Origin of the sequence: Kibdelosporangium persicum (genome assembly GCF_013280595.1) — a bacterium.
GTDB classification, from domain to species: domain Bacteria; phylum Actinomycetota; class Actinomycetes; order Mycobacteriales; family Pseudonocardiaceae; genus Kibdelosporangium; species Kibdelosporangium persicum.
The window spans coordinates 25,702-44,817 of the sequence record NZ_JAAATY010000038.1 but is presented as its reverse complement, the minus strand read 5'-3'; the positions used below and the strand labels follow the sequence as shown (position 1 = coordinate 44,817).

13 protein-coding genes are annotated in these 19,116 nt (G+C 70.5%); 2 read left to right on the top strand and 11 right to left on the bottom strand.

Annotation, left to right across the window (positions count from 1 at the left end; translation table 11 throughout):
- Window positions 1-22: 22 nt before the first annotated feature.
- Both GC106_RS40625 and GC106_RS40620 read left to right on the top strand, forming a co-directional pair.
- Window positions 23-7,168 carry a non-ribosomal peptide synthetase gene (locus GC106_RS40625; RefSeq protein ID WP_173141515.1) on the top strand — a complete coding sequence of 2,382 codons (7,146 nt, stop codon included), beginning with the start codon at window positions 23-25 and terminating at the stop codon, window positions 7,166-7,168.
- A 12-nt stretch (window positions 7,169-7,180) separates the two neighbouring features.
- A complete protein-coding gene (locus GC106_RS40620) occupies window positions 7,181-8,461 on the top strand; it encodes a diaminobutyrate--2-oxoglutarate transaminase (protein WP_173141514.1) in 1,281 nt (426 codons plus the stop codon).
- A gap of 81 nt (window positions 8,462-8,542) precedes the next feature.
- Here the strand turns inward: GC106_RS40620 and GC106_RS40615 are convergent, their stop codons facing one another.
- The 11 genes from GC106_RS40615 to GC106_RS40565 are packed head-to-tail and all read right to left on the bottom strand — an operon-like array spanning window position 8,543 to window position 19,100.
- On the bottom strand, window positions 8,543-10,255 hold the full coding sequence (locus tag GC106_RS40615) for a dihydroxy-acid dehydratase (protein WP_173141513.1): 1,713 nt from the start codon (window positions 10,253-10,255) through the stop codon (window positions 8,543-8,545).
- 48 nt (window positions 10,256-10,303) lie between these two features.
- Complete coding sequence (locus GC106_RS40610) at window positions 10,304-10,870, bottom strand: 1,2-dihydroxy-3-keto-5-methylthiopentene dioxygenase (RefSeq protein WP_173141512.1); 567 nt, start codon at window positions 10,868-10,870, stop codon at window positions 10,304-10,306.
- Complete coding sequence (gene mtnB, locus GC106_RS40605; RefSeq protein ID WP_312873270.1) at window positions 10,870-11,499, bottom strand: methylthioribulose 1-phosphate dehydratase; 630 nt, start codon at window positions 11,497-11,499, stop codon at window positions 10,870-10,872. Before mtnB ends, GC106_RS40610 begins: the two co-directional genes overlap by 1 nt.
- Window positions 11,496-12,485 carry a translation initiation factor eIF-2B alpha/beta/delta subunit family protein gene (locus GC106_RS40600; RefSeq protein WP_173141511.1) on the bottom strand — a complete coding sequence of 330 codons (990 nt, stop codon included), beginning with the start codon at window positions 12,483-12,485 and terminating at the stop codon, window positions 11,496-11,498. Before GC106_RS40600 ends, mtnB begins: the two co-directional genes overlap by 4 nt.
- Window positions 12,485-13,546, bottom strand: a complete 1,062-nt coding sequence (locus GC106_RS40595; protein ID WP_173141510.1) for an HAD-IIIC family phosphatase — start codon at window positions 13,544-13,546, stop codon at window positions 12,485-12,487. Before GC106_RS40595 ends, GC106_RS40600 begins: the two co-directional genes overlap by 1 nt.
- Window positions 13,547-13,549: 3 nt before the next feature.
- The gene (locus tag GC106_RS40590) at window positions 13,550-14,734 is read right to left on the bottom strand and encodes an acyl-CoA dehydrogenase family protein (RefSeq protein WP_173141509.1); all 1,185 of its coding nucleotides are present in this window, start codon (window positions 14,732-14,734) and stop codon (window positions 13,550-13,552) included.
- The gene (locus GC106_RS40585; protein WP_173141508.1) at window positions 14,718-14,954 is read right to left on the bottom strand and encodes a phosphopantetheine-binding protein; all 237 of its coding nucleotides are present in this window, start codon (window positions 14,952-14,954) and stop codon (window positions 14,718-14,720) included. The genes GC106_RS40590 and GC106_RS40585 overlap by 17 nt, the downstream gene beginning before the upstream one ends.
- A gap of 1 nt (window position 14,955) precedes the next feature.
- Window positions 14,956-15,834 carry a 3-hydroxyacyl-CoA dehydrogenase family protein gene (locus GC106_RS40580; protein ID WP_173141507.1) on the bottom strand — a complete coding sequence of 293 codons (879 nt, stop codon included), beginning with the start codon at window positions 15,832-15,834 and terminating at the stop codon, window positions 14,956-14,958.
- Entirely contained in the window at window positions 15,831-17,150 is a 1,320-nt protein-coding gene (locus GC106_RS40575; RefSeq protein WP_173141506.1) for an acyltransferase domain-containing protein, read from the bottom strand. The genes GC106_RS40580 and GC106_RS40575 overlap by 4 nt, the downstream gene beginning before the upstream one ends.
- The gene (locus GC106_RS40570) at window positions 17,143-17,904 is read right to left on the bottom strand and encodes a thioesterase II family protein (protein WP_173141505.1); all 762 of its coding nucleotides are present in this window, start codon (window positions 17,902-17,904) and stop codon (window positions 17,143-17,145) included. Before GC106_RS40570 ends, GC106_RS40575 begins: the two co-directional genes overlap by 8 nt.
- Window positions 17,901-19,100 carry an aminotransferase class V-fold PLP-dependent enzyme gene (locus tag GC106_RS40565; RefSeq protein WP_173141504.1) on the bottom strand — a complete coding sequence of 400 codons (1,200 nt, stop codon included), beginning with the start codon at window positions 19,098-19,100 and terminating at the stop codon, window positions 17,901-17,903. The genes GC106_RS40570 and GC106_RS40565 overlap by 4 nt, the downstream gene beginning before the upstream one ends.
- Window positions 19,101-19,116: the final 16 nt, after the last annotated feature.

Sequence of the window (19,116 nt, the reverse complement as noted above, 5' to 3'; positions counted from 1 at the left end):
ACCCGGACGAGATGAGACAGCGATGACGGAGATTCTCGACTCAGTGGCCCTCCGGGAACAACTACTCCGGCAGCGCCTCGCCGGTCACACGGCGCAGCGGGCCGACGACGGTATCCGCCGCGTGTCCCGGGCCGGGCCGCTGGCGCTGTCCTGGGAACAACGCCGCATGTGGATTCTCGATCAGCTACGGCCCGGCGGCGGCGAGTACGTCAGCTCGATCGGGCTGCGCCTGACCGGACCACTCGATCGAACCGCGCTGCACACGGCGCTGAACGGAATCGCGGCCAACCATGAGGTCCTGCGCACCCGGTACGCCGTCGCCGACAACGAGCCGGTCGCACTGATCGACCCACCTGGCGCGGTGCCCCTTCGCTACACCGACCTGCGCCACATCGCCGCGACCGACCACGACCGGACCGTGGCCGATCAAGTGGCGACCGACCGTCGGGCAGTCGACCTGGCGACAGGTCCGGTGTTCCTGGCAAGGCTTGTGGCACAGCCCCAGGGCACACATCTGCTCGTACTCACCACACACCACATCGCGAGCGACGAATGGTCCGACGGCGTCGTGGTACGCGAGCTATGGAAGCGCTACGCCGCCGCCGTGGCTGGTGTCGAACCGGCGATCGCCGGCCCGGTGCAGTACGCCGATTTCGCGGCGTGGCAACGCGAACAGACCTCCGGCAAGCTGGACCGTCAGCTCGGCTACTGGCGCGAGCGGCTGGCAGGCGTGACACCGGTCGCGCTGCCCACCGACCGTGCCCGACCGCCGATACGCGACAGCTCGGGTGACGCGCTGCCGTTCACCGTCCCCGCACCTCTTGCCGACACTCTGCGTGCCCTGGCACGGCAGCACCGGGCGTCGCCCTTCATGGTGTTACTCGCCGCGTTCCAGGTGCTGCTCGCCCGTTACGCCGGTCAGGCCGACGTCACCGTCGGCGTTCCAGTCGCCTGCCGTGACCATTCCCGGCTGCAGGACGCGGTCGGCCTGTTCCTCAACACGCTCGTGCTGCGCACGGACCTCTCCGGCGATCCGACGTTCGCTGAGGCGGTCGATCGGGTCCGCGGCGGCGCGCTGGAGGCGTTCGCCCATCAGGACCTGCCGTTCGAGCGGCTGGTCAAGGCGCTGGACCCGGCGCGCGACCCGTCCGCCAACCCGTTGTTCGCCACGATGTTCGTCTGGCAGGACGGCACCGAGGCGCCGGTCACCGCCGGTGGGCTCACCTTCGAGAACGTCCCGGTCGGCGACACCTCCGCCAAGGTCGACCTGTCCGTGTCGATCACCGAACAGCCGGACGGCTCACTGCGCGGCGCCGTGGTCTTCGCGACCGCCCTGTTCGACCGCGCGACCGCACAGCGCGTCGCCGATCACTACGTCCGCCTGCTGACGGCCGCGGCCGCCGCCCCGCACACCCGGATCGGCGCACTGGACATGCTCGGTGACATCGAGCGGCACCGTGTCCTGGTGGAGTGCAACGACACTGCCGTGGCATGGCCCGAGACGACCCTTCCCGGCATGCTGGCCGCCACCGCACTGTCCACTCCGGACGCCCTCGCGGTCGTCACGGACGACTCCTCCTTGACCTACGCCGAGCTGCACACCCGGGCGAACCGGTTGGCACACCGGTTGCGCGGGCTCGGTGTCGGACCGGAGACCGTGGTCGGCGTGCACCTCGACCGGAGCTCCGACCACGTGGCCGCCGTACTCGCGGTGTGGCAGGCGGGCGGCGTGTACCTGCCGCTTGACCCGGAACTGCCCACGCGACGGATCGAGGCGCTTGCCGCATCCTGCGGCACCCGGCTGGTGATCACCGAGCAGCACCTGGCAGACCTGGAGGACGAGCCCAGCTTCGCCCCGGCGATTCCAGGGCCACATCCGGACAACGCGGCATATCTCATCTTCACGTCGGGTTCGTCGGGCGAGCCCAAAGGGGTCGTGGTCACCCATCGCGGCATCGTCAACCGGATCCGGTGGATGCAGGACGCCTACCGGCTCGGCGCCGACGACCGGGTGCTGCACAAGACCCCACCCGGTTTCGACGTGTCGCTGTGGGAACTGCTGTGGCCGCTGACCACCGGAGCGATGGTGGTGGTGGCGCGGCCGGGAGGGCACCGCGACCCCCGCTACCTCGCGGAGACCATCACGGCACAGTCGGTGACCGTCACGCACTTCGTCCCGTCGATGCTCCGCGCGTTCCTGACCGAGCCGTTCGACCGGCTGCCGTCGTTGCGGCTGTTGGTGTGCAGTGGCGAAGCCCTGGCCCCCGACCTGGTGGCCGAGACGCACGCGCGGATCGGCTGCGAAGTGCACAACCTCTACGGACCGACAGAAGCATCGATCGACGTCACCGCGGCACGGTGTGCGCCGGGCGAGCCCGTCCGAATCGGACGGCCGGTCGCCAACACTCGTGCGTATATTGTGGACAGTCGCTTGCGGCCCGTCCCGGCCAGCGTGCCCGGCGAACTCGTGCTGGCCGGCGTCCAGCTCGCCCGCGGCTACCACGCGAAGCCCGGCAGCACCGCCGAGCGGTTCGTGCCCGACCCGATGAGCGGCTCCGGCGAACGGCTTTACCGCACCGGCGATCTGGCCCGCCGGCACGCCGACGGAACCATCGAGTACCTCGGCAGACTGGACCGCCAGGTCAAGATCAACGGACATCGGGTGGAGCCCGGTGAGGTCGAGGCCGCGCTGACCGCGCACCCGGACGTGACGACCGCGGCCGTGACGGTCCACAACGGACGGCTTGCCGCCTGCGTCACGCCCGCGCAAGCCGACACCACCGCGCTACGGGAACATCTGCGCGGCATCCTGCCCGAACCGATGGTCCCGGTCCACTGGGCGGCGGTCGACTCGCTCCCGCTCACCGCCACGGGCAAGATCGACTATGATGCGCTGCCGGCTCCGAAGCTGACCGTCCACAGTGAACGCGTTCAGCCACGGGACGCTCTCGAACGACTCATCGCCGAGGCCGTGGCCACAGCGATCGACGTCGATCCGGGCTCGGTCGGCGTACACGACAGCTTTTTCGCACTGGGCGGCGACTCGATCCGCGCCATCCGGGTGATCGGTGCGCTGCGTGCCGCGGATGTCGAACTGGCCGTGCACGACATGTTCACCCACCAGACCGTGGCCGAACTGGCCGTGCTCGCCACCTGCGGCGGCACCCCGGCCGCCACGACGGCTGCCACATCGCCTGTCGCGCCGTTCGCGCAGCTCGCCGAGCACGACCGCGCACTGGTTCCGGCAGAGGTGGTCGACGCCTATCCGATGGCCGAGACCCAGGCCGGCATGGTCTACGAGATGCTCGTGGCCGACCGGGCGATCTACCAGAACGTCTCCTGCTACCGCGTTCGTGACGAGAAGCCGTTCTCCCTCGAAGTGTTGCGCATGGCCGTGCGGATCATGGTGGAGCGGCACGAGATCCTGCGCACCTGCTTCGATCTGTCCACCTACTCCGAGGCGATGCAACTCGTGTACGCCACCGCGGAACTACCGGTCGGCTACGACGATCTCCGCGGCCACACGATCGAACGGCAGGAGGCCGCGGTCCGCGCGTACCTGGTCGCACAGCGCACCGAGTTGTTCGACGTCACCGTGCCCTCGCTGGTGCGCTATGACGTGCACCAGATGGACGAGGGCGAGTGGTGGCTGACCCACACCGAGTGCCACGCCGTTCTCGACGGCTGGAGCCACACCTCTGTCGTCGCCGGACTCATCGCGCTGTACCGCGACTTGCGTGACGGCAGGCCACCTGCCCCGGTCCCGCCGCCCGCGGTGCGCTTCGCCGACTTCGTCGCCGCCGAACGCGAGTCCCTGCTGTCCGAAGTGGACCGCGAGTACTGGGCGGGTGTCGTCGAAGGGCACGACAAGCTGCGAATCCCCCAGGCATGGGCCGGGCAGCCGGATGACGAGCCGATCGTGGTGCGGGTCGCGTACCCGGACCTCGAACCGCGGCTGCGGGCGCTCGCCTCGTCGGCGGGCGCCTCGATGAAGAGCGTGCTGCACGCAGCCCATCTCAAGGCGCTGTCCGCGGTCACCGGCAAGCAGCGGTTCCGCACCGGCCTGGTCGCCAACGGGCGGCCGGAGGTGGCCGGCGCCGACCGAGTGCCGGGGATGTACCTCAACACCGTGCCGTTCCCCGCGGACACCGATGTGCCGACTTGGCGTGACCTGGTGGCACGGGTGTTCGCCACCGAGACCGAGTTGCTGCCGCACCGCCGCTACCCGATGCCCGCGATGCTGCGGGAGCTGGGCACCGACGGGCCGCTTGCCGACGTCGCGTTCACCTACCTCGACTTCCACGTGCTGGCCGGGGACTCCACTGTGGACCTTGTCGACGACTTCAGTCCCAGCGAAATGCCGATCATCACCGTCGCGTTCCCCGGTCACCTGACCCTGGACGCCCGCCCGGACCGGATCGACCGGGCCCGGGTCGAGTTGCTGGGCCGCACCTACCGGCACGTCCTCGAGGCGATGGCCGCCGACCCGGCCGGCAATCCCCGGTCTATCGGCCTGCCTCCGGCCGACCGCGAGGCCACGCTGCGGCATCACACCGTCCGCGCCCACCCGACCGGCTCTCTCGTCCACCAGCTCGTCGAGTCGCACGCCGCGGCCACGCCGGACGCGGCGGCCGTCATACAGGACGACCGAGTGGTGAGTTACGGGGAGCTTGACCGCGAGGCCAACCAGCTGGCGCATCACCTCATCGCGCTGGGCGTCGGCCCTGAGTCCTCGGTCGGCCTGTACCTGCCGAAGACGCCTGAGCTCGTCGTGGCTCAACTGGCGACGCTCAAGGCGGGTGGGGCCTTCCTGCCACTGGACCCGGACCTGCCGGGCGCCCGGGTACGGCACATGATCGCCGACGCGGCGCCCAAGGTCGTGCTGACCACCAGAGAGCTGCGCGCGAGCACTCCCGCCGGAGAGACAGCCGTGCTGACCATCGACTCCCTCGGCACCGCGGAGGGCATGCCCGACGTGCCCGATGTGACAGTCACGACGGACACCCTCGCCTATGTCATCTACACCTCCGGGTCGACCGGCCGGCCGAAGGGTGTCGCGGTGCCACACGGACCGCTGCTGGACCTGCGGCACGTGTCGCGTGAGCACGTCGACGTGGGGCCCGGCGACCACGTGTCGCAGTTCGCGTCCATGAGCTTCGACGTGTCCGTCTGGGAAACCGTGCTCGCCCTGACCAACGGCGCCACACTTGTGCTGCCGTCGCCGAGCGCCGGCCCCGGCGATCTGGGCGCACAGTCCGGCCTGATCACTCACATGTCGCTGCCTCCGGCGATGCTCGGAATGCTGCGCCCGGAAAGCTTTCCGCGACTGCGTCACCTGTTCTCAGCCGGTGAGGCGCTGCCCGGCGACGAGGCCGCACGCTGGTCGCGGCACGTACGCGTGACCAACGCTTACGGCCCCACCGAGGCCACTGTGTACGCCACCCTCAACCACATCGACGCCATCACGGACGACCCGTGGCCGCCGATTGGGTCACCGCTGGACAACGTCCGCGCCTACGTGCTCGACGCCAACGGCCACCCGGTGCCCGACGGAGTCCGCGGCGAGTTGTACCTCGGTGGCACCGGGCTCGCCCGGGGTTATCTCAACCAGCCCGGCCTCACCGCCGACCGGTTCGTGCCGGATCCGTTCGGTGCCGTGCCCGGTGCCAGGATGTACCGCACCGGTGATGTCGTGTCCCGCATGGCCGACGGGGCCTTGCGGTACCACGGCCGGGGCGACCACCAGGTGAAGGTGCGTGGCTTCCGAATCGAACTGGGCGAGGTCGAGCAGGTGCTCACCGCCCACCCACGAGTGGAGGCAGCGGCCGTGACCGTGCACCGGCCCGGTACGCGGGACGCCACCCTGGTGGCGTACACGCGCCCGGCCGACGGGCCATCGCCTGCGGAGCTGCGGGAGCACCTCCGGGCCCGGCTGCCGGAACACATGGTGCCCACGTACTACGTGGCGCTGGACCGCTTCCCGTTGACCACGGCCGGCAAGACCGACCGGGCCGCGCTGCCGTCCCCACAGGGCTCACGGTCCGCCGCCGCGACTCACGTCGACCCGCGCAACCCACTGGAACAGGCACTCGCCGAGGCGTGGGCGGACGCGCTGCACGTGGAGCGGATCGGCATCCACGACGACTTCTTCGACCTCGGCGGGCATTCCCTGGCGATGATGCGCGTCATCACCCGGTTGCGCGAGACCCAAGGCCTGCGGCTGACATTCCGGTCGTTCCTGGAAAAGCCCACGATCGCCGGGCTGGCCGGGCGGCTGGCCGCCGAGCCACCGGCCGCTGACGGCTCCGCACCCTCCCGTGCGCTGATGTGGCTGCGGCGCACCGGTTCCCGTGCCCCGTTGTTCTGCGTACACCCGGGCGGCGGCAGCGCGCACTGGTACCAGCGGCTGCTGCCCCACCTGGACGCCGAAATCCCGTTGGCCGCGTTCGAATGGCCGGACCTGGGCTCCCGCACCGACCTGCCGTCGGTGCGGGAGCTGGCCGGGCGGCACTACGCCGAGTTGCGCGAGGCCCGGCCACACGGCCCGTACCGGCTGTTCGCCTGGTGCGGCGGCAGTGCCATCGCAGCCGAAATGGCCGGACGGCTGGTCGCTGAGGGCGAACAGGTCACGTTCTTCCTGCTCGACCCGGTGCTCGACGCGAGCACACGCCCGCAGATGCACGACCATTCCGCCAAAGTGCGCAGGCTCGAACACCTGGTGAACCTGATCGCCCGCGTCGGCGACGCCGCCGACACCCCTGAGCACCGCGCCGAGATCCGTGAGCTGTACCGAGACGTGTCCACCGACATCGACGAGCACGTCGGCATGGATCTGCCCGAGCGTGGTGTCGGCGCGGCCTGGCCCCGCACGGTACGGATCTGGCGGGAGACCATGGACGCGATCCTGCGGTACCCGCACCGGCACTTCCCCGGCAAGCTCCACCTCCTCGCCGGTGACGCGCTCGCCGACAGCACCCACATCGTCTCCTCCGGACAGTGCTTCGCCGGCTACGTCGCCCGCTGGGAAGCACTCTCCGGCGAGGGCGTCGACGTCCACCGCGTCCCGGGCGACCACGGCGGCGTGATGAAGCCGTCGAACGTGCCCAGCCTCTGCGAGGTGCTCAACACCGTGATCGCACAGGCTGAGGCGGCCGAAGCCGTTACATGAGAGGACGGACACATGACCATCGCTCCCTTCGTCCCGCACGTCGCCAAGGCCGTCGACTTCACGGTCTTCGACGACCTGGAGTCCGAGGTCCGCGTCTACTGCCGGAAGTTCCCGGTGGTGTTCCACCGGGCCAAAGGCGCCGAGCTGTACGCCGCCGACGGCCGGATGTTCATCGACTTCTTCTGCGGCGCGGCCGCACTGAACTACGGGCACAACAACGACTTCATCAAGCGCCGGATCACCGAGTACCTCGCCGCCGACGGCCTCGTGCAAGGCCTCGACATGTACACCGTCGCCAAACGCGACTTCCTGACGACGTTCGCCGAGACAGTCCTGCGGCCCCACGACCTGGACTACAAAGTGCAGTGCTGCGGCCCGACCGGCACCGACGCCGTGGAAGCCGCGCTCAAGCTGGCGTGCAAGGTTACCGGCCGCCGCGGCGTCATCGCCTTCAGCGGCGCCTACCACGGCTTGTCCCGTGGTTCCCTTGCCGTGACCGGCGAACGTCAACTGCGGCGCGGGGGCACCGGCGGATACGACGTGACCTTCGTGCCCTATGAAGACGGTCCCGGCGGGCCGTTCGACTCGGTCGCCTACATCGACCGCCTGCTGACCGACCCTTCGTCCGGCGTCGACCTGCCTGCCGCGGTGATCGTCGAGCCGATGCAGATGCGGGGCGGCGTGTACCCGGCGTCAGGCGACTGGCTGCGCCGGCTGCGGGAGCTCACCGAGCGGTACGGCGTGCTGTTGATCTGCGACGAGATCCAGGTCGGCTGCGGCCGGACCGGAACGTACTTCTGCTTCGAGCACGCGAGAATCACACCGGACATCGTCACCGTCGCGAAGTCCGTCGGCGGTTACGGCCTGCCGATGTCGCTCGTGCTGCTGCGTCGTGAGCTCGACATCTGGGAGCCAGGCGAGCATTCCGGCACGTTCCAGGGCAACCAGCTGGCGTTCGTCGCGGCGACGGCGGCGTGCGAGCTCTGGCGGCAACCGAAGTTCCGCACGGATCTCGCCGTCGCCGTCCGCCGTCTCGGCCGCTTCGGCCGCGAACTGTCCACAGCGGACTTCACCGTCCGCGGCGCCGGCATGGCCCTGGGCATCGACCTCAGCGATGCCGGCGGGCCCGGCCGTGCCGCGCGCGTCCAGCGGCTCGCCTTCGACAACGGCCTGATCGTGGAACTGTGCGGCCGCCACGAGGACGTCATCAAGGTGTTGCCGCCGTTGAACATCGACATCCCCCGCCTCGACCGCGGGCTCGACGTCCTGCGCGACGCACTGCGCACGACCTGATCGTCCACCGCTTCGCGGTGTGGCCCCGAACGTCCGGACGGCCGCTTCCCTTCCGGGAGGCGGCCGTCCGGCGGCTGCGGGTCAGTAGCCCTCGCGGGCGACCGTGTCACCGCTGGCGCCGACCAGGAAGTCCAGATCGGCGCCCACGTCGGCGCCGGTGACGGTGTCGACGTAGAGCTGTTCCCAGCCGCGGCGTGGCCTGGCGAGCGACGCCGTCAGTGCGGACGGAATCTCGCGGGCGGCCAGTTCGGCGTCGGGGACCTCGACATCCAGGCGGCGGTTGGCGACGTCGAGGGTGATCCAGTCACCGGTACGGACCTTCGCCAGCGGCCCGCCCGCGGCGGCTTCGGGAGCGACGTGCAACACGACGGTCCCGTAAGCCGTTCCGCTCATCCGGCCGTCGCAGACCCGGACCATGTCGCGCACGCCGGCGCGGAGCAGTTTCGACGGCAGCGGCAGGTTCGCCACCTCGGGCATCCCGGGGTAGCCGCGTGGCCCGCAGCCTCGCAGCACCAGCACCGAGTCCGCGTCGACATCGAGGTCCGGGTCGTCGATGTGCGCCGTCAGGTCCTCGACCGAGTCGAAGACCACGGCCCGGCCGCGGTGTGTCAGCAGGTGTTCCGAGGCCGCGGCCGGTTTGATGATCGCGCCGTCCGTGGCGAGGTTGCCTCGCAGCACGGCGATCCCGGCGTGCGGTCGCAGTGGCGCCTCCCGGGTCCGGATCACCTCCGGATCCCAGATCGCCGCGCCGGCCAGGTAGTCCACGAACGGCCGGCCGGTGACGGTGACCGCGTCCTTGTCGAGCAGGTCGGCGACTTGGTTCAGCACGGCCGCCAGCCCACCGGCCCGGTGCAGGTCCTCCATCAGGAACCGGCCTGCCGGTTGCAGGTCGGCCAGCAGTGGCACGTCCGCGCCGATCCGGTCGAAGTCCTCGAGTGAGAGGGGCACGCCGAGCCTGCCGGCGATCGCGAGCAGGTGGACGACCGCGTTGGTCGACCCGCCGATCGCGGCCAGTGCCACGATCGCGTTGTGGAACGCTCCGGCGGTGAGTATGTCCGCCGGACGACGTGCCTGCCTGACCATCTCCACGGCCAGCCGGCCTGTCTCGTGCGCCCGCGCCAGCAGCCGGCTGTCCGATGCCGGAATGCCCGCGGTGCCCGGCAGGACCATGCCGAGCGCCTCGGCCAGCAGGCCCATGGTGGAGGCGGTGCCCATCGTGTTGCAGTGCCCGCGGCTGCGGATCATCGACGACTCGGACTCCAGGAACGCCTCAGCGGGCAACGTGCCTGCCCGGACCTCTTCGCTCAGTCGCCACACGTCCGTTCCGCAGCCGAGCGGTCTCCCGCGGAAGGTGCCGGTGAGCATCGGGCCGCCGGGCATCACGACGGCGGGCAGGCCGACCGAGGAGGCGGCCATCAGCAGCGAGGGGATCGTCTTGTCGCAGCCACCGAGCAGCACGACACCGTCGATCGGGTTGGCCCGCAACATCTCCTCGATGGCCATGGCGGCCATGTTGCGCCACAGCATCGCCGTCGGCCGCATGTTCGTCTCGCCGAGCGAGACCACAGGCAGGTTCAACGGCACGCCACCGGCGGCCCAGACGCCCTGCCGGACGCTCTCGGCGACCTCGTTCAGGTGACTGTTGCAAGGGGTGAAATCGGAGGCGGTGTTGGCGATGGCGATCTGCGGCCGCCCGGTGAACGCGTCGGCGGGTGCGCCGCGGCGCATCCAGGCGCGGTGGATGTACGCGTTACGGTCCTGGCCGCCGTACCAAGCCGAACTACGCAGCGACATGCCTTGTCCTTTCGTTCGGCACAGCAACCGTTGTCACCGCGACCGTTGTCACCGGGCCGCGAAGAGCGTGTCGAAATCCGGCAGCGCCTCAGCGAGCCTGCTGCCGGTGAAGTCGCCCACCCAGCCGTCTTCCTGGTGGAAGAAGCGGATGGCCACGTAGTCGGGGCGGCTGCCCATGTCGAACCAGTGTGGAGTGTCGGCAGGAACGCTCAGCATGTCGCCCGCCTCGCACAGGACGGCGTACACCTTGCCGCCGATGTGCAGGTAGAACGCTCCGGCGCCGCGGGCGAAAAAGCGGTCCTCATCATCGTCGTGGGTGTGCTCGGCGAGAAACTTCCGCCTCGCCTCCGCGGCGCGTTCCGGATCGCCGGACGGACTCATCGACATCGCGTCGACGAGCACGTACCCCTCGGTGTCGATCACGCGCCGCACGTGCGGCGCGTACGCGGCCAGGACCTCCTGCGGGGTCGGCTCGGCGGGCAGGTCGCCGGCCAGTGGCCAGCGTTCGAAGCGGACGCCGAGCGGCTTGAGCTCGCGGGCGATCTGCTCGCCGTCCGTGGTCCGTGACAACACCGAGGACGGATCGTCATCGGCCCATACGGTCAGCAACGTCATCACATTCCCCTTTCCGGGTGTTCGGCGCTCGTCGCGAGGGCGAACCTGAGCAGCCATTCCAGGCACTCCAGCCGGTGCCTGGCCTGGCGCAGGTCCGTGCCCCACACGTAGATGCCGTGCCGGGACACGATCAGCGCCGGTGTGTCCGCGCGGAACCCGGTCTCGAAGGCGTCGCCGAGCACTCGCATGTCCTGGTCGTTGGGGATCACCGGAACGACGACCTTGTCGCCGTGTGCGGCCCGGCCGAACCCCTTGAGCATTTCCACGTCCGTCAACGGCACACCGCCCGGCCACCGCTCCGCGGCCAGCACCGGCGCGAGCGCGTGGACGTGGACGACCGCGCCGGCTCCGGCGACGGCGGCGATCCGCGCGTGCAACTCGGCCTCCGCCGACGGCGCAGGGCCGGACAGTGCCGTACCGGCTCCGTCGACGAGCACCACATCAGCCGCGGTCAACTCGCCCTTGTCCACACCGCTCGCGGTGACTGCCAGCCGCAACGGGTCCCGGGCCAGTACGAGGGACAGGTTGCCCGAGGTACCGCGCATCCAGCCCATTTCGGCGTACCGGATGGACTCCTTGAGCAACGCCCGGCAGGCGAACGCCACGTTCGTCTCATCGGAGCGCGTCACGGCTCCTCCTGGTAGTAGCCGGCCAGCGCCTGCGGGGCGAACGGGCCGCGGTCGGTGACCACCGTGGTGACGAACCGCGGCGGCGTGACGTCGAAAGCCGGGTAATGGCCCCGGATTCCCGGATGCGTGACACCGGCGGCGGCCAGCACCTCGGCGCCCGCCCGGTACTCGATCGGCACGTCGGCCGCGGTCGCGGCAAGCCGATCCGGGGCCTGCACCATGGCCAGGAACGGCACGCCATAGGTGTGCGCGGCGACCGCGAGGCCGAGCGTGCCGACCTTGTTCACCACGTGACCGTCCATGGTGACCCGGTCGGCGGCGGTGACCAGCGCGTCGAGCTGTCCTGAGGCCAGCACCGCGCCGCCCGTCCCGTCGGTGATCAGCGTGGTCGCCACGCCCATCTCGGCCAGGGTCTGCGCGGTCAGCCGGGCGCCCTGCTGGTACGGGCGCGTTTCGGTGCAGTGGAAGGTGAAAGTCTTGCCCGCCGCCCGCGCGGCGGTGACCAGCTCGACCAGGTACAGGTCGGCCCAGCAATGGGTCAGCACGGACGCGCCGTCCGCCAACAGGTCCGCGGTATGGGCACCGAGCGCGCGGCTGCGGGCGCGGTACTGTTCGTCCGCGGCCCGCGCGCCTGCCAGCGCCGAGCCGACGACGTCGGTTTCGTCCACAACGGACAGTACGGCGTGCACGGCGGTGCGCTGGTGGTTGTTCGTCGGCCGGGTCGCGATGAGCCGCTCCCCCGCCCATCGCAAGTGGTCCAATGGTTCGCGTCTGCCGACGGACTCCCGCGCCGCCAGCACCATCGCCCACGCCGTGGCGAAGTACGGACCGGACGACTGGGTCACCATGTCCTCGATGGCCTTCGCCACGTCCTCGACCGTGGCGCAACGCACCCACTCCTGCCGCGCCGGGAACACCCGCCGGTCGAGGATGTGCACGCCGTCGTCGGCCAGCCGCACGCTGTCGGCCAGGATCGGTTGTCGCATCAGCCACGCCCCAGACCCGCACCGGCCACACCACGGACGGCCAGATAGTGCGGGATCGGCGGGATGTCCTCGGGGCCTTCGAGGACCACTTCGTCGCCGTCGCGGGACACCTCCCGGAAGCCACCCATCCGGTAGGTCACGTACATCATCCGGTTGCGGTCGTTGACGACGAAGTCGGCCCGCAGCCGGACACCGGCGGCGGCGGCGAGCCGCTGGATCTCGTTCAGCAGCACTGTGCCGACCCCGCGCGACATCACCCGGCAGGACATCAGCAGCAGTTTGAGCCGCCAGGCCTCCTGGCCCAGTTCCACCAGGGCCAGGCCGATCTTGCCGTACGAACCGAACCGGTCGGTCAGTTCGGCCATCAGCAGCAGGTGGTCGCCGGAGCGCCGCAGCTGGTCGAGCTCGGCGTGGGAGTACGTCCGCCCGGTGGTGTTGAGCTGGTGGGTCCGGACGGTCAGCTCCTCCGCCCGGCCGAGGTCCTCGGTGGTGGCCGGCGCGACCGTGAACACCATGTCCAAAGTGGACAGGAACTCCGCCGAGGTGCCGGTGAACTCCTCGGCCGCCTCGTCCCGGTCGATGGCCGCCCGGTACATGTGCCTGCGTTGCCGCGACTCCTCGGTCACGAAGGCGGGCCGGAACGCGGGCAGCCCGGGGAGTCCGGCGACCTGTGCGGCGTCGAAGCACCGCACGGCCGGAAACCGCGAGTTGACCTCTTCACGCTCGAAGGCCTGGTCGTCCACGAAGGCGAACGAGTCCGGGTCGAGGTTGAGCCGTCGCGCGATCCGCGCGACGGACTCCGCCTTGGAGCCCCAGTTGATCTGCGGGTACAGGAACAGTTCGCCGATGCCCAGCTCGTCGAGCTTGGCGCGGGCGGCCGCCGGGTCGTTGCGGCTGGCGATCGAGTGCAGGATTCCCCGGCTGTCCAGTGCGCGGAGCACCTCCAGCACCTCGGGCCGCGGACGCACTCGCGAGTCCTCGAGCAGCACACCTTCCCAGACCGTGTCGTCGAGGTCCCAGATCACGCATTTCACAGGCCGGGCCTCGGAATTGGCGGCCACGGCTCACCTCCCTACGGACATGAGGGCTTCGGCCAGGTCCGGCAGCCGGTGACGCTCCTGCCGGACCAGGTCCGCGATGACGACCTGCTGGATCTGCGTGCTGCCCTCGATGATCTCCATGACCTTCGCGTCCCGCAGGTACCGGGCGGCCGGGTGACCGTCGAAGCAGCCCGCGGCGCCGTGGATCTGCACCGTCTCCCGGGCGGCACGGTTGGCCGCCGCGGCGGCGAAGTACTTGGCCATCCACGTGGCCATCGGGGCTGCCAGGTCGTTGCCGGCACGCAACGCACCGGCCTGACGGCAGAGCAGCCGCGCTGCCGCGACCTCGGTCGCCATATCGGTCAACAGCCGGCGAATCAGCTGGTGGTCCTTGATGAACGCGCCACCCTGCCACCGGTGTGCGGTGTGGTTCATGGACGCGTCCAGACATGCTTGTGCGATGCCCACGCACCCACAGGCGACGCTGTAGCGGCCCAGCTCAAGCGCGACCGCCGCGACCGTCATGAAGCCACGGTCGACCGGCCCGAGCACCGCTCCGGCCGGCACCCGGCAGCCTTCCAGCTGTACCTCGCCCATCAGGCCGCCACGGGTGCCGAGCACGCCGTCGATCGGCGCCACACGCAAGCCTGGCGTGTCACGCGGCACCAGGAAAGCCGTGATTCCCCCTGGCGTGCGGGCGAAGACCAGCAACACGTCGGCGATCAGCGCCATGCTGATCCACCGCTTGGTGCCGGTCAGCACGTAGCCGTCCGGCACCGGCTCGGCCGTGGTCCGCACGGTGGTCGGGTCGCTGCCTGCGGCTTCCTCGCTCAGGGCGAACACCCCGATGACCTCGCCACGGGCCAGCCGGGGCAACAGGTCCGCACGCTGGACGCCGGTGCCCCAGCGTTCGACCGCGCTCGCGACCATCCCGTGCACGGTCAGCAAGGTGCGTACCGATGAGCAGCCACGGCCGACCTCCTCGTACAGGATGCCGAGCCGGACGGCGTCGAAGCCGCCGCCGCCGTGTTCCACCGCCACACCCGCGCCCAGATAGCCCTCGGCGGCCAGGGATCGCACGACCTCGCTGGGCACCGCCCCGTCCTGGTCGATCCCGGCCGCTCGTGGCGTGACGACCCGGTCGACGAACTCACGGAACCGGGCCGCCTCGGCGCACCGGTCCGCCCGCGGGTCAGCCGACGCCGGCATGGCGCTCGACCAGCCCCGTGATCGCGTCGACGGAGCGGAAGTTGTCGCGCTCCAGGTCCTCGTTGCCGATCCGGATCGTGAACTCCTGTTCCACGAACAGCACCAGCTGCATGGCGAACAGCGAGTTCACCAGGCCTGCCTCGAAGATGTCCTCGTCGTCGCGCACCTCGTCAGGCAGGCGGGTGTTGAGGAACGTGCGGATGCGGGTCTTGGTGTCCATCTCAGGCTCCTTGACGGGCGGGTCGCCGGTCGCCGGTGATCCCGTAGTGGTGGAAGCCCGCACCGCTCTTGCGGCCGAGCAGGCCGGCGGCGACCATCGTCCGCAGCAGGGGGCAGGGCCGGTATTTCGAGTCGCCGAAGCGTTCGTGCAGGACCTCGAGGCTGTGCAGGATCGTGTCGACGCCGATCAGGTCGGCGGTCTCCAGCGGGCCCATCTGGTGGCCGAAACAGTGCTTGAAGAGCTCGTCGATCGCCTCGGCCGACGCGATGCCCTCGGCACGGCAGAACGCGGCCTCGTTGATCGTCAGCATCAGGACCCGGTTGGACACGAAGCCCGGCGAATCCTTCACGCTGATGGCCGTCTTGCCCATCGACGCGAGCAGCGACCGCGCCGCTTCGACCGTGGCGGCTGCCGTGTGCCAGCCGGGAATGAGCTCCACCACGGGCTTGAGCGGCACCGGGTTCATGAAGTGCAGGCCGACGACCTGCGCGGGCCGGGACGTCAGCGCGGCGACGTCGGTGATCGGGAAGCAGGAGGTGTTGACCACGAAGACGCACGCGGGTTCGCAGACGCGGTCCAGCGCCCGGTACACGGCCTGCTTGGCGGACCACTGCTCCGACACGTTCTCGATCACCACGCTCGCCGTGGCGAGGTCCGCCACGTCCTGGGTGAAGGTGATCCGGTCGAGCACCTCGCCGGGTTCGTACGCGGGCAGGGCGGGATCGACCAGCCGCTGCAACCGCACGGCCCGGCCGATCTCCGCACGCGCGCGGTCCAGCGCGTCAAGGGAGGTGTCGACCAGGACGACCTTGTGCTCGGCCTGGGAGAGGCTCTGCGCCACTCCCGTCCCGATGGTGCCCGCACCGACCACGCCGATCATGAGTCACTCCTTGGACAGTCGTTGGTGAAGCGGGTCCAGTCGATCTCCAGGCCGGCCACCCAGAGCCGGCCGAGCGAGGTGAGCAGCCCGGTCGCCGGGGCCAGGCCCGGCTGAACCCGCGGCAGCCGGATCCGGTCGCATGCCGGGTGGTGGCGTGCGTAGGAGGACAGGCCGTCGCCCGGCCCGAGCTCGATCGCCACGGGATCCACGTCGCGCCACAGGGCGCCTAGCCCGGACATCAGTTCGACCGTGCGGGTCAGGTGCTGTGCCCAGTACGCCGGGTCGGTCGCCTCGGCGTCGGTGATCCAGGTGCCGGTGACGTTGGAGACATACGGGATACGCGGTCCGGCCAGGCGGACGTTCGCGCGCACCCACTCGGTGAGTTCCGTGCCGAGCGGCTCCATCGAGCGCGTGTGGAACCCGTGGTGCGCACCCACGCGCTGACAGGCGACGCCCGCGTCGGCCAGCCGTCGTTCCAGGCCGGTCACCGCGGCGACGGGGCCGCCGACGACTGTCTGAAAAGGACTGGTCACGGCCGCCACGTCCACATCGGCGCCGAGCCACGGGCCGATCTCGTCCCTGGGCAGCGCCACGGCCAGCATGCCGCCGGGCGGCAGTCGCTCGATCCGCTGCGCGCGCCACCACACCAGGCGCAGCGCGTCCGGCAGGGACATCACGCCGGCCAGGCACGCCGCGACGTATTCGCCCAGGCTGTAGCCGATCATGGCGGCCGGTTCGACGCCCCAGCCGCGGACCAGCTGAGCCAGTGCGTACTCCACGACGAAGACGCCCGGCTGGCCGAGCCGCGTCGTGGCGAGGGGCCCCTGTGGCACCTGCCTGGCCCGCACCATCGAGCGCAGGTCGTTCCCCGGCGATCCGGGCTGCTGCACAGGCCGGACCAACAGTTCGCGCAGGTCGCATCCCTCGGTCTCGAGCACGGCGCAGCAACTGTCGACGGCGTCGCGGAACACCGGCTCGGACTCGTACAGGTCCGCGGCCATGCCCGGAAACTGGTCGCCGACGCCGCTGAGCAGGAACGCCACCGGCCGCCTGGCCGCCGGGTGCTTGCCTTCCAGGTTCCGGCCTCGCCGCAGCGCGGCGACACCGGACTCCACGTCCGCACACGCCAACGCTCCGCGATATGCGCCGTGCGGGCCTTGCCGCAGCTCGCGTGCCAGTTCCGGCAGCGAGTCCGGCGAAGCCTCCAGCCGGGCGAGGACAGCCTGGCGGGCCATGGGTAACGCGTCCGCGGTCGCCGCGGACCACACCAGCAGCTCGGCCGCATGCGTGGCCGTCCTGATCAACGACTCAGTCATGGCGAGCTCCTTCCGTCGCCGGGACGAGCCCGAGCCGCTCACGGACGAACCGGTGCACGGCAGCCCGGTCGGACACGAGGTTGAAGTGGCCCTGGCCGATCACACGGGTCGTGCACTGCCCGGAGGTGAGGTCTGCCCAGCCGGCCAGTGCGCTCGGCGGCACGTAGTGGTCCCCGGCGCCGCTCAGTGCCGAGATGTCGCACCGCAACGGCGGGTGCCCGGGCCACCGGTACCGCTCGCATGCGGCGAAGTCAGCCCGCAGCACCGGCAGCAGCAGGCGGATCAGGTCCTGGTCGGCCCAGAGCGAGTTTGGGATACCGCCATAACCGTGCCGTACCTCTGCCAGAAACTCGGCGTCCGGCAGATGCGCGATGCTCCGCTCGCCGCTTGGCAGGTGCGCAGGCGGCGACCCGGAGACGAACAGGTGCTCCGGGTCGTACGGGAGCCGGTGAGCCACCTCGTACGCGACGAGCGCACCCATGCTGTGGCCGAACAGCGCGAATGGCCGGTCGAGCAGCGGCTGCGCGGCCGAGGCCACCCGCGAGGCGACGAAGCCGAGATCCTCGGTCGGTGGCTCGTCGAACCGCGTCTCGCGGCCGGGCAGGCTCACCAGGCACACCTCGACCGCGGGGGAGAGTTCGGTCAGCCAGCGGGCGTAGAACGAAGGACCGGCACCTGCGTGCGGTACGCAGAACAGCCTGATGCGGGCGTCGGGCACCTTGCGGGGCCGCCTGATCCAGGGTGACTCGGTCATGACACGGCCCGCATCGCCGTGCCGACGGTCAGCGACTCGAGGACGTCGCACACCCGGGTCAGTTCCTCGACCGAGTTGTAGTAGTGCACGGAGACCCGCAGCAGGCTGCTGATCCCCCGGCGCTGCATGTCGACGCACGCGGCGTTGGAGAGGCACACCCACGTGTTGATCCCGGCACGCTGCAACTGCGCCCGGACGAGCTCCGCGGCATGACCGTGCACGGTCAGCGCGACCGTTCCGTACCGTTCGCGGCCCCGGTCCTCCACGGTGATGCCGGGGATGGCCGCGAGATCACGGCGTAAGCCCGCCGCCAGCACCTGGATCCGGCGCCAGGTGTTCTCAACCCCCCATGACAGTGCGTAGTCGACGGCCACGCCCAGCCCGATACGGCTCGCGCAGTTGGTCTCCCACGTGTCGAACCGGCGGGCGCCGGGTGCCAGCCGGTACCCGACGCCGTCCCACGCCACGCCGTCGAGCCCGACCGAGCCGGGCAGCAACTGCTCGGCGAACTCCCGCCGGGCGTAGAGGAAGCCCGTGCCCCGGGGACCGCGCAGGAACTTCCGGCCGCAGCCGACCAGCACGTCGCAGTCGATCTCCCGCACGTCGACGGGCAGCTGCCCGACCGACTGGCTGGCGTCGACCAGGTAAGGGATGCCCGATTCGCGGACCGTCCGGCCGATCGCGGCCACCGGGTAGATCAGGCCGTCGTGCATCGGCACGTGGGTCATCGCGACCAGCTTGACGCGTTCGTCGATCCGGTCGCGCAGATCGTCGGCGTCCACCAGGCCGTCGGCGTCCGTGGGCAGTACCTCCACCCGGCAGCCGGTGCGCCGGGCGAGGTGGAGGAATCCCAGGTAGCTGCTGCCGTACTCCATCGGGGAGATGAGCACGCGGTCGCCGGGCCCCAGCGGAATGCTGGCCAGCGCGGCTCCCCATGCCCTCGTGGCGCTCTCGAACATCGCGATTTCGTCGGTGTGGCAGTTGATCAGCTCGGCGACCGCGGAACGCCCTCGTTCCAGGGCCACCCTGGCCAGCTCGGCGGCCTCGTACGGGCCCACCTCCGATTCCAGCCGCAGGTGGCTCATGACCGCCTGGACCACCGGCTTCGGGGCGAGACTGGCGCCCGCGTTGTTGAGGTGGGCGACGTGGTTCACTCCGGGCGTGTCGGCCCGTGCCCGCATGACGTTGATGCTCATCTTCAGCTCATCTCCA